The following is a 15,669-nucleotide window of genomic DNA, read 5'->3' as shown; positions in this document are numbered from 1 at the left end:
GGTGAGCTCCTACAGGATTTGGGTCAACTCTGAAATTTGCCTCTTGTTTGATAGGAGCGCTGCTTGGTCTGGGCGGCATTCCGACGATACATAAGACACCGCCAGAAGTACCACCGCATTATCTTTTATCGCGAGCCAGCACAGCACAGGGACATCACTCCTGGTCATGCACCCGTGCGAAAACCCGCACCTAAATTTAGCGCCAGGCGAATCGTTATCCGAACAGCAAACAGCCAATCTCCAAACATGCTGGGACGGCAATGACGATCAAACGCTCAAAGAAGACCTGGTATATCGCCGTGCCTCTGAGCCTCGCGATACTCGCGGGCGCAGGTTTTGCCGGCTGGAAATATTTCATCGACGACGGTGTTCATTACCCGCGAGCGATCATGAAACAGGCCTCTGAATTGCAGGATCGCATCCTGTCGTTCGACAGCCACATCACGGTACCGATGGATTTCGGCACGCAAGGCAATGAAGCGGATAAAGACGGCAGACGCCAATTCGACCTGGCAAAGGCCGCAAAAGGCCGATTGTCAGGCGCGGCGCTGACGGTGTTTGGCTGGCCGGAAATGTGGAACGGCCCGAATGCGCCGCACCACCCCACGCCTGGCTTCGTCGACGAGGCCCGTGAACAACAGGAAATCCGCTACAAGATCATCACGGGCATCGTGCGCGACTTCCCCAACCAGGTCGCCATTGCGTATACCCCCGATGATTTCCGACGCCTGCACGGTGAAGGCAAATTTGCCATTTTCATCAGCATGCTCAATGCCTACCCCTTGGGCCACGACCTCGATCAACTGGATAGGTGGGCGGCGCGCGGCATGCGCATGTTCGGCTTCAGCTATGTCGGCAACAATGACTGGGCCGATTCATCCCGACCGCTGCCGTTTTTCAACGATTCGCCAGACGCCCTTGGCGGCCTTTCCGATCTGGGACGTCAGGCGGTCAAACGCCTCAATGACCTTGGCGTCATCATCGACGTCTCGCAGATGTCCACCAAGGCACTGGAGCAAGTCGCGCAACTCAGCCGTACGCCTATGGTTGCCTCGCACTCGGCGCCAAGGGCGATGGTTGACATCACCCGCAACCTCAGCGACCACGAACTGCAACTGATCAAGAAAAGTGGCGGTGTGGTGCAGATCGTCGCGTTCCCGGCCTACTTGCGCCCACTCAGCCAGCCGACGCAGGACAAGCTCAATACGTTGCGCGCCCGCTTCGACCTGCCGCCGCTGCCGAATCTGAACGTCGCGCTGATGCCCGGCGATCCGATCATCGCGGCCTGGCCAGAGCAGCGTTTCGGTGAGTACGCCAGCGCGCTGTACGCGATTCTCGAAGAAGAGCCGAAAGCGGGCCTCAAAGAGTTCGCGGATGCCATCGATTACACGGTGCGCAAGATCGGTATCGATCACGTCGGTATCAGCTCTGACTTCAACGACGGTGGCGGCGTGAAAGGCTGGAAGGACGTCAGCGAAATCCGCAATGTCACCGCAGAGCTGCTGCAACGCGGTTACTCGGAAGCCGACATTGCCAAACTGTGGGGCGGCAATTTCCTGCGGGCCTGGCAACAGACGCAGGACGCGGCCCGCCCCGTGGCATCCACCTCTCCATCGAATCCGCATTGAGTTCAGTCATGTCTGATCGCCGTACCTTCCTCAAGCAGGCCGGTGTGCTGGCTGCCAGTTTGCCACTGGCGGGATCGCTGGTGCCGAACGCCAATGCCGCAGCCGCACAAGCCTTCCCGGCACAGGCCTCTGACAAGTGGGGTGCCTTGCGCCAATTGTTCAACCTGGACCCGGACTACGCGCACTTTTCAAATTTTCTGGTGACCTCACACCCCAAACCGGTTCAGGACGCCATTGATCACTACCGTGCCGAGATCAATCGTAACCCCGCAAAATGGGTCGATTGGGAAAGCCAGATGGAATGGAAGCGCGAAGCTGAAGTACGTGAATGGGCCGCTCGATACCTGCAGGTCAACCCACGGCAGATCGCCCTGACCGGCAGCACCACTGAAGGCCTGGGGATGATCTACGGCGGTCTGCGCGTGGCTGCAGACAAAGAGATTCTGGTCAGTGAGCACGAGCACTATTCCACCCGGCGCAGCCTGCGATTTCGTACCGAACGCGAAGGTACCCAGGTTCGGGCGGTGCGCCTGTTCAAGGATCCTCACACGGTGTCCACCGACGAGGTGCTGGGGGTGTTATCGAAAAGTATCCAGCGCAACACTCGCGTGCTGGGCATGACCTGGGTTCAGTCCGGCAGCGGCGTGAAGCTGCCCATTGGTGAAATAGGCAAGCTGGTCCGGGAAATCAACCGTCAGCGCGACGAAGCAGACCGGATCATCTACGTGGTGGACGGCGTACACGGCTTCGGCGTTGAAGACATTCAGTTCAGTGATCTGGCATGTGACTACTTCATTGCGGGTACTCATAAATGGATGTTCGGCCCGCGCGGCACAGGCATTATCTGCGCGGCATCGACCCGTATGGACAACCTGATCCCGACGATCGCCACGTTCTCCGAAGAACAGGATTTCGCCACCATCATGACCCCGGGTGGCTTTCATGCCTTCGAACATCGCTGGGCCCTGGGGAAAGCATTCGAGCTGCACCTGCAACTGGGCAAAGCCGCCGTGCAATCACGCATTCATGAGCTCAACAGCTACCTCAAACAAAGGTTGCTGGAGCACCGCAATGTAGAACTGGTCACGCCGCTGAGTCCTGATTACTCGGCAGGATTTACCTTCTTCAGGGTCAAGGGCAAGAACTCCGACAAGGTTGCTTCCGAGCTGACCGCGAACCGGATCATTGTCGACGCTGTGAGTCGAGACGTCGGCCCTGTGGTGCGCATGGCGCCCGGCTTGCTCAACACCGAGCAGGAAGTCGACCGGGCCATGACGGTACTGGCCAGACAGCTATGACCAAGCCTTCTGTATACGAGCGAGAACTTCACATGCTTCGAACCCCCCTTCGTCATTTACCTACAGGCCTGCTGCTGTGCGGATTGGCCTCGGCCATTCATGCCGCACCCGCCTCCCCGACCATTCCCGCTCCAGGCACCGTCTACCGTGGCTGCGAAAAGATTTGCCCGGAAATGGTCGTGCTGCCTGCTGGCAGCTTCCTCATGGGCACGCCGCAGGATGAAGTCGGCCGTCAGGATGACGAAGGCCCGCAGCACGCTGTGACCTTCGCCAAGCCATTTGCGATAAGCCGCTTTCATATCACGGCGGGCGAGCTGGATGCCTACATCCGCGAAACCGGGGTGAAAATTGCCAACGGTGACACTCGTCCGGGGCGTGAATGCGTGGCCAGCAAGCCTCGTTACAAGCAGGGGCCTCGCCAGCCAGCCGTGTGTGTCAGCTGGTTTGACGTGCAGGACTACGCGGCCTGGTTGTCTAAAAAAACCGGCAAGCATTACCGCATGATTTCCGAGGCAGAGCGCGAGTATGCCGCCAGAGCAGGCAGCACCGGGCCGTTCCCGTTTGAGATGGATCCGGGTGGTGATTATCAGATCAGTCGCAACGCCAACACTTACGGTCCCAAGGATGGCTACACCTACACCGCGCCGGTAGGCAGTTATCCGCCGAATGCTTTCGGGGTGTATGACATGCACGGGAATATTTATGAGTGGACTGCCGATTGCTGGCACGGCAACTACAACGGCGCACCCGCCGACGGCAGCGTATGGGACGAGCCGGGCTGCATCACACGGCAAATGCGCGGTAATGACTGGGGCGAAGCGCCGATCTTCTCTCGTTCAGGTAATCGCAATGATCGTCATCCGGATGTGAGAGGTGATTTCCTCGGGTTCCATGTTGTCGAGGAGTTTTGAAGACCGGGCTTGAGATGCATTTCTGTAGGAGTGAGCTTGCTCGCGATAGCGCCAGGTCAGGCGATGATTTATCGAAGGAAAAATCGAATCGCGAGCAAGCTCACTCCTACAGGATCCCCGTTTGCTGCACGACAGCGTGGTGACAGAGACTCGGGGCAATCTCCAACCACCCAACAGTTCCCGCTAAATTGCAACGCCATCCGCTCGTTCTATGGGTAGTTGGCAACACGCCGCAAACGCGTGTCGCCCCCTCCTTTACCCATCCGATGCGGAGACCTCAATGTCCAGCCAACCTCGCAGCGCCTTGCGCGAACTGTTCGGCCTGCTCAAACCTTTCTGGCCACTGGTAACGCTCTCCACCGCACTGGGTATCATCGGCGGCCTGTCCGTGACCGCACTGCTGGCGACCATCAATAATGCATTGCACTCCGACGCAGGTTTGACCCAAGGCGTGGTCCTCGGTTTTGCCGGGCTTTGCCTGCTGGCCTTGTTCAGCTCAATTTGCTCCGACATGGGCACCAACTACGTCGGGCAGCACATCATCGCCACCCTGCGCAAAGAACTGGGCGAAAAAGTACTTTCGGCGCCCATCGACCAGATCGAGCGTTATCGCAGCCACCGACTGATCCCGGTGCTGACCCATGACGTCGATACCATCAGCGATTTCGCCTTCGCCTTTGCCCCACTGGCTATCTCGTTCTCGGTGACCCTGGGCTGCCTGGGCTATCTGGCAATGCTGTCCTGGCCAATGTTTCTGATCATGCTGGTAGCGATCGTGATCGGCACCGTGGTGCAGTTCATCGCACGCAGCAGAGGCATTGCCGGTTTTGAAACGGCACGTGCCGGTGAAGACGAACTGCAGCGGCACTACAACGCCATTGCCGAAGGCGCCAAAGAACTGCGCATCCATCGCCCGCGCCGCCATCGCATGTTCACCCGTGGCATACAGGAAACCTCCGCGCACATCCGCGACACACAAATTCGCTCAATCAACACCTTCGTCATCGCCAAGTCCTTCGGCTCGATGCTGTTTTTCGTGGTGATCGGTCTGGCACTGGCGCTTCAATCGTTCTGGCCAAGTGGTGACAAGGCGGTCATGAGCGGCTTTGTACTCGTGCTGCTGTACATGAAAGGCCCGCTTGAACATCTGATTGGCACACTGCCGATCATCAGCCGGGCGCAAATCGCTTTTCGCCGCATCGCAGAGCTGTCCCGACAGTTTTCTTCACCGGAGCCGCATCTGCTGCTCAGCGATCAGGGCAGTGCTACCACGGCGGTGCACAGCCTGGAACTCAACAACGTCAGCTACAGCTTCCCGCCGGTGGAAGGCAGCCAACCCTTTCAACTGGGCCCGGTCAACCTGCGCATCAATGAAGGCGACATCACTTTTATTGTGGGCGAGAACGGTTGCGGCAAGACCACACTGATCAAACTTCTGCTGGGTTTGTATGCACCGCAGACCGGAGAAATCTCGCTCAATGGGCAGGCAGTCAACGCAGAGACTCGTGACGATTACCGGCAGCTGTTCACGACGATCTTCGCTGACTACTACTTGTTCGATGACGTGATTCAGGGTGACAAGCAGATTCCGGAGGATGCCACCCGCTACCTCAAGCGCCTTGAGATCGACCACAAAGTCAGCGTGCGCGACGGCGCGTTCACCACCACCGACCTGTCCACGGGGCAGCGCAAGCGTCTGGCGTTGGTCAGCGCATGGCTGGAAGAGCGTCCGGTATTGGTATTCGACGAATGGGCCGCCGACCAGGACCCGACGTTCCGGCGTATTTTCTACACCGAGTTGCTGCCGGACCTTAAACGCCTGGGCAAGACCATCATCGTTATTTCCCACGATGACCGGTACTTCGACGTCGCCGACCAGATCGTGCGCATGCGGGCGGGCAACGTTGTTGCCGAAGCGCAATCAGTGGTGGCATGAGTCCTGCTGAGCACGCGTTAAAAAAACCGGAAAAACTTTTCCGGTTTTTTTCGGGTACAACGTCTCATAGTCGCCAATACAAATAATTCCCGTTTACAACGCAACTTCAAGAGCTAGAGCCAACGATGCCAGCACTACACAGCCTCTCGCCCCTCACCCGGGCCATTACTCTGCGCCGTCTGTTCCAGCCACGCGTGTTGGGCGCGGCAATCGGCGTGGCCATGATCGCGCCTCTGTCGGCTCAGGTCAGTGCCCAGGAAATCGATTTCAATATTCCTGCGCAGCCACTGGCTTCGGCACTACAGACGTTCGGGCAGCAAGCCAATGTGCAACTGCTGTACAGCCCTGATGACACGCAAAGCCTGAACAGCACGGCATTGCGCGGTCGCTACGAGCCCAAGGACGCTATTGGCGTTCTGCTCAAAGGCACCGGTCTGGCGTACAGCCTGCAAGGCAACACCTTGACGGTGACAGGCCGCGGCACTGCAGGATCGATGGAGTTGGGGGCAACCAACATCGACGGCAAAGGCCTGGGCATGACCACCGAGGGTACCGGGTCGTACACAACGGGTGCGACCAATACCGCGACCCGCCTGAACTTGTCGTTGCGCGAAACACCGCAGACCGTCAGCGTTATCACCCGCCAGCGGCTGGATGACCAGAACCTGAACAGCCTTGCCAAAGTGCTGGAGCAGACGCCAGGCATTTCCTTGCAGCCACTGGACTCAGAGCGGGTCAACATCTATTCCCGCGGCTATGGCATCGACAGCTACCAATATGATGGTGTCCCTACCACGCTGGTGGTATCCACCAGTGCCACACCGCAAAGCCTGTCAGACATGGCGATTTACGATCACATCGAAGTACTGCGCGGCGCTACCGGCCTGCTGACCGGAACCGGAGATCCGTCAGGTACTATCAATCTTGTGCGCAAGCGCCCCACTGATCACTTTCAGGGCTACGTCAGCGCAGGTCTCGGTTCCTGGGAGCAATACCGGACCGAAATGGACGTCTCCGGACCGCTGACCCCAACAGGCAATATTCGTGGGCGCATGGTCAATGCTTATCAGCAAGGCAACAGCTTTGTCGATCACTACCAGACCGAGAAACAGGTTTACTACGGAATCATCGAAGCCGACCTCACCGACAGCTTGCTGCTGACCGCCGGTTACGACTATCAGAAACAGGATCCGCGTGGGGTTTCATTCGCCAGCTTCCCGCTGTTCACCAGCCAGGGCACACAGACTGATTTTTCCCGCTCGACCAACCCGGCATCACGCTGGAGCAGCCGACAGCAAGACACACTCAACGTGTTTTACTCGCTGGAACAACAACTGGCCAACGACTGGTCTCTGAAAGCTTCGGTCAACCAGATGTACAGCAAGCGCGACTCCAAGCTGGCATCTGCGAGCTGGGGCTTCCTGAATGAAACCACCGGTGAAGGTGTGCAGCTCTATGGTGGTTCATCGACTGGCTGGCAAAAACAGACAGGCATAGACGTCAACGCAAAAGGCCCTTTTCAGCTGTTCGGACGTGATCACGAACTGGTTGTAGGTATGACCTACACCAAGTACGAAGACCACAACGACCCGAATGCCGGTGAAAACGTCGAAGGCCGTTTCATCAACTACTACACATGGGACAATTACACGGCTGAACCTCAAGGGAATGGCGAGATTCTGTTCGACAACGACACCAACATCCGCCAGTTGGGCAGCTATGCGGCTGTGCGCCTGAAGCCGACTGATGACCTTTCGGTCATTCTTGGCGCGCGAACCACTGACTACAAATCTCACAGCTACGTCCACTATCGCGCCGCAGCCAATTCTTCGCGAAGCACAGACACCAGAGCACAGGAAACAGGAGAGGTCACTCCATACGCTGGTATTGTCTATGACCTGAACGACCAGCACTCGGTATACGCTAGCTATACCAGCATCTTCCGCCCTCAAACCTCGCGTGATCGTAGCGGCAAGGCTCTGGATCCGCGGACTGGCGATGCCTATGAGATCGGTCTGAAAAGCGAGTTTCTCGATGGCAAAGTCACTACCAGCTTCGACGTATTCCAGACCAAACAAGACAATCTGGCTCAACTGGACCCAGGCCAGATCGTAGCAGGCACGTTGAGGGAGCGAGCCTATATCCCGGTTCAAGGTGCCAAGACGCGAGGCTTTGATGCTGAGATCAACGGTGAAATTCTGCCTGGCTGGAAAGTCGCTGCCAGTTACACTCACGCTGTGACCAAGAATGCAGACGGCGACCGGATCAACACCGTCGCCCCTGCCGAACTGGCGAAGTTCTGGACCACCTATCGCATGCCGGGCGAACTGGACCACCTGACCGTTGGCGGTGGCGTGAATTGGCAGAGCGGTATGCACTTCACCGCCACTCCCTTTGGATTGGGTGGCACTACCACAGTCAAGGCCAAGCAGGATGACTTCGCTGTATTCAGCCTGATGGCACGCTACGAGTTCACCGACAACCTGTCCACGCTGGTCAACGTCAACAACCTGTTCGACAAGAAGTACCTGAGTTCTCTGGATGAAACCTTCCTTGGCGGTTACTACGGTGATCCGCGTAACGTAATGGTGACGACCAAGTACCGCTTCTAAGCAAAGCTGACACGCAATAAAAAACCTGGCCGGGTCACCGCGCCAGGTTTTTTATTGCCTCAACTGCCGTATCGCTTACGACCTTACCTTCAGCGCTGAAGCTGCAGCCACGCCCCCACCCGACGATAAATTTCAGGCACCGTGGCAACCATGTCTGTCATCCGCAGAAAGTCATGGGTCAGCCCGTGCTCCGTCTCCAGGTGCACCGGCACGTCATGCTCCTTGAGGTGCTCGGCAAACAACACGCCTTCGTCATACAACGGATCGAACTCCGCAAGGCTCACATACGCGGGAGCGACGTCTACGATATCCCGTGCCAGCAACGGTGAGGCGCGCCAGTCCAGGCGACTCGCCGGATCAGGGCAATACTGCCGATAGAACCATTGCAACGTCAGGCTTTCCAGCAAATACCCCTCGGCGAACGTGCGATGCGATTGCTGCTCGCGACTCATGTCAGTCACCGGATAAAACAGCAGTTGTGCGACGGGTTTAACCGTTAAAAGACTCTGTGTGTTCGCAGCCTGAATAGCCAACGACGCGGCCAGGCTGGCGCCCACGCTGTCCCCCGCGAAAACCACTCGTGCGGTATTCAAGGCAAAGTCGCTGGCCAGCGCCGGGATCGCATTCACGGCATCTTCCGCGTCTTCGAATGCAGCCGGAAAAGGATGCTCCGGCGCCAACCGATAGTCTGCTGCCAGCACTGCCCAACCGGATGCCGCCGCCAATTGCGCACAGACTGAATCGTGGGTCTGCAAGCTCCCCACGACATAACCGCCGCCGTGAAAAAACAGCAACACCGGTAGCCCGTTCGGGTCACTGCAAGGCTTGCGGTATAGCCGCGCCGAGAGCGTGCGACCATTCCTTGCAGGCAGTCGCAAAGCCTGGACCTTTACGCCCTCAGGTACAGGGCTCTGGAACAATTCAGAGGTGAGTTCAAACGTCTCACGGGCTTCAACCGCCGTCAGCTCATGCAGCGCCTTGCTGCTGCCACTCAAACGGCCGAATTCGGCCATTTCCAGAAAGGCTGCTAGATCGGGATGTACTGGCATGGAAAATCCTTTGGTTACAGATGAGGCATCGACAAAGCCCTGGGTTACAGGGCTGTCCTTTCAATAAAACCTGATTGAGGTATTGGCGCTCGTTATGTTTCCATCTGGGGCACCGGTTCCAGTGTTTTCAGGAAGGTCTGCAGGAAATACCCGTGACTCACGATGCCGTTATGGTCTGCGGCCACTGAGATGCTTTGCCCCTGATCAGTCAGGGTTCGTTCGAATGAAGCGCGCAGTTGCTCATCCGTAGTCTCAGCCCACCAGCAGTGAACCGTCGAGGCAACCGGCGGCAACGGCTCAGCTTGCCCTGCCAGTGCGGCAAGGTGCATGCCGACCAGGAAGGTCTGCGCCAGATCATCTGCATCAAAGGCCGCGTAGGCCCTGGAACCGTCTGGACTGGCACACTCGCTCCGCGCCTGCTGAATGATCGCCGCGAGCTGTTCTCTACCGGGCTTGTCGGGAACAGGCAGAGTTTGCGCAGGTGCCTCCCCCAGAACCGAAGTCAGGAAACTTGTCCACTCGCGCTGCCCGTCAATCGACGACACGCTTTCAGCGCCTGGAATAAAGCTGTCGATCAAACCCACAAAGCTGACCGTTTGCCCCTGACTCTCAAGCTCCTGAGCCACGAGTACGGCCAACGCACCGCCCAGCGACCAGCCCGCCAGGTTATAGGGACCCTTTGCCTGTTTCTGACGAATGTACTGGGCGTAATCAATCGCCATCGATTGCAAGGAAGCGTCCTGCCAGTCGCGGTCGAGCAGCATGCGACATTGCACACCGTAAACACTGCACTTGCCATCAAGACGGCGGGCCAGAGACTCGTAGTCAAAGACTGTCCCGTAACCGGCGTGCATGCAGAACAGAGCAGGCACGCCTGGGGACGGAGCATTCAATAACAGGACAGGATCCAGTTCGGTCTGAGCCTGGTAGCCAGACAATTCGGCAATGGTCGGCTTGCTCATCATGTCGCGCAATTTCAGCTCGAAATCAGGCAACTGCAATGCCCTGACTTTGCTCAGGACCTTGAGGGTGCGGAGCGAATCGCCGCCGAGTTCGAAGAAGTTATCCGTGATGCCAACCTGAGGGACCTCAAGCACTTGCTGCCAGACTTGCGCCAAATGCCTCTCCAGCGCATTGCGGGGAGCCACATATTGACCGCCCTTGAAGTCCGGCTCAGGCAAGGCAAGACGATCCACCTTGCCGTTAGGGTTCAAGGGCAGCCGGTCCAGAAGCATCAACTGCGCTGGCACCATGTAGTCAGGCAGACGCTCTTGCAGCCGAGCACGCAGTTGCTCGGCCAGCCCGGATTGCGACGAGGCGACCACATAACCTACCAGTTGCTTGCCACCCGCACTGTCACGGGCGATGACCACGGCGTCGCGTACCAGAGGCGACTCACGCAAGCAGGCTTCGATCTCACCGAGTTCGATCCTGAAACCGCGGATCTTGACCTGGTTATCCAGTCGTCCAAGGTAATCGAACACCCCGTCAGCTCGTTGCCGCACCAGGTCGCCGCTGCGGTACATCCGCCCGCCCGTCTGGCTGAACGGATCCGCCACAAAGCGCTCGGCAGTCAATCCCGGACGACGGTGATAGCCGCGCGCAAGCTCCTCGCCGCCGATGTACAGCTCACCCGCGACACCGGTCGGCACGCGATTGAGTTGCGCATCCAGCACATACAGCGAGCGCTGCCCGACGCCGGTACCGATCGGTGCATAAGCCGCTTCGCAGCGGGCATCGACGTCAGCCTTCCAGAGCAACGGCGTCACCACGGTTTCAGTCGGGCCGTAGCCGTTGGTGATATAGCGTGGCTTGAGCGCAGTCTTGACCAGTTCAAAACTTGCATCAGCCACGGCATCGCCGCCAAAGCAATAGATCCTTACCGGAGGCGGATTACCGTGAGCCTGAGCATGTTCTGCCAGTTGCTGAAGATAGGCCGGCGGGAAACAGGCGATGGTGATCGCATGAGCATGCAACGCATCAAACGTCTGCTCTGGCGTCCATAACGTATTGTCCCGGACCACCAGTCGACCACCACTGATCAATGTCGACAACCAGCGCTCCTGGGCGCCGTCGAAGGCGAAGGACATGAACAGTAACTCACGTGTATCGACATCCATTTCATAGCGTTCGGCAATCGCCTGACAATGCTGGCGCAATGGACCGCGCGCTACAGCGACGCCCTTGGGTTTGCCGGTTGATCCAGAGGTGTAGATCAAATAAGCCAGTGCTTGCTCACTCACGGATCTAGCCGGGAAATCTACCGGTGACGCCACGCTGCCCAACTCATCAATATTCACCCGGGTGACAGAGGACGGACACGGTAAGCGGTCGCTCAACGAGCTGTGGCTGAGCAATACCTGCATACCGGAGTCTTCGATGATCCATTCCAGGCGATCACGCGGGTAGTCGATGTCCATCGGCACGTACGCGGCACCTACCTTCAGCGCTGCGTACAGGGCGATGATGGTCTGCACGGAGCGCTCCAGACCGACGCCGATCACCGACTGCGGTCCCACACCTGACAATTGCAAAGCGTGGGCAAGCTGGTTGGCACGCTGTTCAAGTTGCTCACGTGTCAGCACCTCATCACCGCAGACCACGGCGACCGCGCACGGGTCAATCTGCGCGTGACAGGCAATCAGTGCAGGTAGCGAATCGTTGTCCGTTTGTTTCGAGTTGACACGCTCCTGACTGATCACGCTGTCTTCAGCGTCCATCATGCACAGGCTGCCAAGGGTCGCGTGGGGTTGTTCCAGCAAGGCGTTCAGCAGGGTCTCGAAACAGGTCATGACCTGCGCAGCGCCTTCATCCGTGAAGCTGTTGCGCAAGTACAGAAACTCGATCTGCAGGGTTTGCGCCAGTTCTACCGCCAGGTCCATCGCATAGTTGGTCACATCACGGGTGCTCAACTCGCCAAACTTCAGTTGATGGCTGTCGGTGTCACGCAGACGCTCATCCACCGGGAAGTTCTCGAACACAACGATGCTGTCGAACAAAGGTCGGCCACCATGACCCGACCAGCGCTGCACATCGGCCAGCGATGCATGCTCATGGTCACGCACTTCAAGGTTGAACGCTTGCAGTTGTGCCAGCCATTGATCTACCCGCTGTTGTGGCTCAGGCGCTTGAACGATGGGCAAGGTGTTGATGAACAGTCCAAGCATTTCATTGCAACCGCTCACCGCAGCCGGACGTCCGGCGACCGTAGCGCCAAAACACACCGACGCCTGCCCGGTAAAGCGCTGCAACAGCAACAGCCAGGCTCCCTGAACCAGGGTGTTCGGTGTCACCCGCAAGGCCTGCGCCCGCTCGCGTAAATGGTCGGTCGCTGCCTTGTCCCAACGCAGGTAATGCGCAGCGTGGCCACTAAGCGTTGCATCCGGCCGCGGATAAACCGCAGTCGCCAGTTGCGTCGGCCCTTCCAGCGCCTGGGCGTGGGACTGCCAGAATGTCTCCAGAACCTTTGCAGGCTGGGCCTGCAGCCACGCGATGTAATCGCGATAGCGCCCGATACGTGGCCCTGACTCCTGTCCGGCGTAGCACTGAAAGACCTCGCCGAGCAGACGTGAGCTGGACCAGCCATCCATGAGGATATGGTGACTGGTCCAGATCAACTGGTAACGCTGCTCCGCCAGATGAACCAGTGTCAGGCGGATCAATGGCGCGGTGAGCAGATCAAAGCCCTGCTCGCAGTCTTCGGTGGCCAGCGCTTGCAGATCGGATTCGAGGTGACTGCGGTCGCGCCAATCCAGCTGTCGTACTGGCAACTGCGCGTTGCGATAAACAATCTGCACCGGTTCAACCAGGTCGCTTGCTGCCCAGAAGCCTGTGCGCAGGATTTCATGCCGCCCGATAACCGTGTTCCACGCGCTGATAAAACGCTGTGCGTCCAGCCCGTCAACAGCCACGTTGACCTGGCTGATGTAGAACGCTTCGCCCGGCATTTCGAGGGTATGGAACAACATCCCGCTCTGCATCGGCGAGAGTGGATAGATATCCTCGACCGCCGCCAGTGGGACAGGCAAGGAATCCAGCTGAGCCTGCGTCAGGCGTGTCAGCGGGAAGTCGCTGGGGGTAAAAGCCTGAACCGGTCGAACCACACAATGCTCGACTACCGCGCGCAGTTCTACGCAGAACTCGTCGGCCAGACGCTGAATCAAGCTGGTGTCGAACATCTGTTCGCTGAAGGTCCAGCCCAGTTCAAGGGTGTCGTTGTAGACCTGCCCGTTGATGGTCAGCCAGTTATCCAGCGGAGCCGACTCATCGCGCTCGATCCCTTTGTTTTCCGAGACCGGCCTGAACAGGCTGTCACTGTCGTCAAAGCTGCCGTCGAACTGGCCGAGGTAGTTGAAAGTGATTCTTGGCGTCGCAACACCTTGCAAGGCCTGACGGGTCTGCGCATCGCCCAGATAACGCAACACGCCCAGCCCCAGCCCACGTTGCGGCACCGCACGCAGCTGCTCCTTGATGTTCTTGATGGAGGCTGGCAACTGCGCGTGCGCGGTCAGCTTCACGGCAAACAGACTGGTAAACCAACCCACGGTGCGGGTCAGGTCAATGTCGTCGAACAGATCTTCACGGCCATGCCCTTCCAGCTGGATCAACACATCTGCTTGTCCGGTCCAACGCGCAATCACCCGCGCCAGCGCCGTCAGCAAAAGATCATTGACCTGAGTCCGGTAGGCCGCTGGAGCCTGTTGCAACAGATGACGGGTCGTTAGCTGGTCGAGATGGCAGTGCACAGTGGCGGCATGACGAACCTGCTGCGCGTCTTGACGACGGACATCAGGGAGGCCATCCGGAACACCTTGCAACTGCGTTTGCCAATAGCTGATCTGTTGCTGCATCGCGTCCGTCGATGCATGCTCCTGCAGGCGCTCAGCCCAGCGTTTGAGGCTGCTGGTGCGCATAGGCAGTTGCACTGGCGCACGCTCAAGGGCGAGGTTGTACAGGCGTTGCAGGTCCTCGAAGAGAATCCGCCAGGACACGCCATCCACCACCAGGTGATGAATAACCAGCAGCAGGCGCTGTTCGCCATCAGGCAAGTCAGCCAGCACTGCACGCAACAGCGGGCCATTGTGCAAATCAAGGCTGCGTTGGGCTTTATCGAAGAGAAGCGGTAACTGCGCAGGATCACTCACCTGCTCTGCCCACAGCATTTGCGTCGCATGACCGTCGATGACAGCGCCAAAGGAACCGATGTTGCCCTCGATGGACGGAGCAAAAGTCAGACGCAAGGCGTCGTGATGATTGACCAACGCAACCAGAGCAGTGCCCAGCACATCAGCATCCAGCGCCTGACGCGGGGCCAGGAGCACTGACTGGTTCCAGTGCTGACGAGCAGGGATATCCTGTTCAAAGAACCATTGCTGGACTGGCACCAGTGGCATTTCACCAGTCACTGGCCCCTGATCCAGGCTTGGAGCGTCATCCCCCAACCGCGCCGTTTGCGCGAGAGCCTGAACGGTCTGACACTCGAACAGGTCTTTGGGCGTGAAACGAATCCCCTCCTGACGCGCCCGACTCACCAACTGAATCGACACAATCGAGTCGCCACCCAGCTCGAAGAAGTTGTCGGTAAGACCGACACGCTCCAGGCGCAGCACGTCCTGCCAGATCGTGACGAGCCTTTGTTCCAGTTCGCTATGCGGCGCCACGTAGTGTTGTTGGGCGAGGCTGGCGTCGGGTTTTGGCAGCGCCTTGCGATCGAGCTTGCCGTTGACGGTCAACGGCATACGTTCGATAAACAGCAGATGCGCAGGCACCATGTAGTCCGGCAACGTGGCTTTGAGTTCTTCCTTGATCTGCTCTCTAAGCCCGGCTTGCCCGCCAGTCTCGAAGACCTGCGGCACGATCCACGCCACCAGTTGCTGACCGCTCAGGCCGTCGATGGCCAACACCACGGCCTCACGAACATCAGCGCTGTCACGCAAGCGCGATTCGATTTCACCCAGTTCGATACGGAAGCCGCGAATCTTCACCTGATGGTCGATACGCCCGATGTACTCGATGGAGCCATCGGCGCAGTAACGTGCCAGGTCGCCGGTGCGATACAAGCGCCCGCCCTGCGCGTCGAACGGATTTGGCACAAAGCGTGTAGCGGTCAAGCCTGCGCGGTTCAGGTAACCACGGGCCAGACCCGCCTGACCGACATACAGCTCGCCGACGCAGCCGCGTGGCACCGGATGTAGATCAGCGTCCAGCAAATACCAGGACAAGTCAGGAATCGGTT

7 protein-coding genes are annotated in these 15,669 nt (G+C 58.5%); 5 read left to right on the top strand and 2 right to left on the bottom strand.

Annotation, left to right across the window (positions count from 1 at the left end; translation table 11 throughout):
- Positions 1 to 260 precede the first annotated feature (260 nt).
- The 5 genes from pvdM to AUC61_RS21815 all read left to right on the top strand — a co-directional run bounded on the left by pvdM (position 261) and on the right by AUC61_RS21815 (position 8,385).
- Positions 261 to 1,628, top strand: a complete 1,368-nt coding sequence (gene pvdM / locus AUC61_RS21835) for a pyoverdine-tailoring dipeptidase-like protein PvdM (protein ID WP_243248229.1) — start codon at positions 261 to 263, stop codon at positions 1,626 to 1,628.
- A gap of 8 nt (positions 1,629 to 1,636) precedes the next feature.
- The gene (pvdN, locus tag AUC61_RS21830; RefSeq protein WP_243248228.1) at positions 1,637 to 2,926 is read left to right on the top strand and encodes a pyoverdine-tailoring periplasmic protein PvdN; all 1,290 of its coding nucleotides are present in this window, start codon (positions 1,637 to 1,639) and stop codon (positions 2,924 to 2,926) included.
- Between the two features lie 32 nt (positions 2,927 to 2,958).
- The gene (gene pvdO / locus AUC61_RS21825) at positions 2,959 to 3,837 is read left to right on the top strand and encodes a dihydropyoverdine dehydrogenase (RefSeq protein ID WP_243248227.1); all 879 of its coding nucleotides are present in this window, start codon (positions 2,959 to 2,961) and stop codon (positions 3,835 to 3,837) included.
- Between the two features lie 280 nt (positions 3,838 to 4,117).
- Positions 4,118 to 5,773: a cyclic peptide export ABC transporter gene (locus AUC61_RS21820; protein ID WP_243248226.1), complete on the top strand. Its 1,656-nt coding sequence runs from the start codon at positions 4,118 to 4,120 to the stop codon at positions 5,771 to 5,773.
- Between the two features lie 125 nt (positions 5,774 to 5,898).
- Complete coding sequence (locus AUC61_RS21815) at positions 5,899 to 8,385, top strand: TonB-dependent siderophore receptor (RefSeq protein WP_243248225.1); 2,487 nt, start codon at positions 5,899 to 5,901, stop codon at positions 8,383 to 8,385.
- 89 nt (positions 8,386 to 8,474) lie between these two features.
- Here the strand turns inward: AUC61_RS21815 and AUC61_RS21810 are convergent, their stop codons facing one another.
- A complete protein-coding gene (locus tag AUC61_RS21810) occupies positions 8,475 to 9,434 on the bottom strand; it encodes an alpha/beta hydrolase (protein WP_243248223.1) in 960 nt (319 codons plus the stop codon).
- Positions 9,435 to 9,526: 92 nt separating this feature from the next.
- Positions 9,527 to 15,669, bottom strand: a 6,143-nt coding sequence (locus AUC61_RS21805) for a non-ribosomal peptide synthetase (RefSeq protein ID WP_243248221.1), incomplete at its 5' end; no start/stop codon positions are given.

It is taken from the genome of Pseudomonas maioricensis (genome assembly GCF_022790535.1).
GTDB lineage: Bacteria > Pseudomonadota > Gammaproteobacteria > Pseudomonadales > Pseudomonadaceae > Aquipseudomonas > Aquipseudomonas maioricensis.
The sequence above is the reverse complement of the archived record's forward strand: the minus strand, read 5'-3'. Positions and strand labels throughout refer to the sequence as shown.

Coding starts and splice junctions, on each gene's coding strand:
- pvdM (WP_243248229.1), top strand. CDS start 261: ATGACGATCAAACGCTCAAAGAAGACCTGGTATATCGCCGTGCCTCTG.
- pvdN (WP_243248228.1), top strand. CDS start 1,637: ATGTCTGATCGCCGTACCTTCCTCAAGCAGGCCGGTGTGCTGGCTGCC.
- pvdO (WP_243248227.1), top strand. CDS start 2,959: ATGCTTCGAACCCCCCTTCGTCATTTACCTACAGGCCTGCTGCTGTGC.
- AUC61_RS21820 (WP_243248226.1), top strand. CDS start 4,118: ATGTCCAGCCAACCTCGCAGCGCCTTGCGCGAACTGTTCGGCCTGCTC.
- AUC61_RS21815 (WP_243248225.1), top strand. CDS start 5,899: ATGCCAGCACTACACAGCCTCTCGCCCCTCACCCGGGCCATTACTCTG.
- AUC61_RS21810 (WP_243248223.1), bottom strand. CDS start 9,434: ATGCCAGTACATCCCGATCTAGCAGCCTTTCTGGAAATGGCCGAATTC.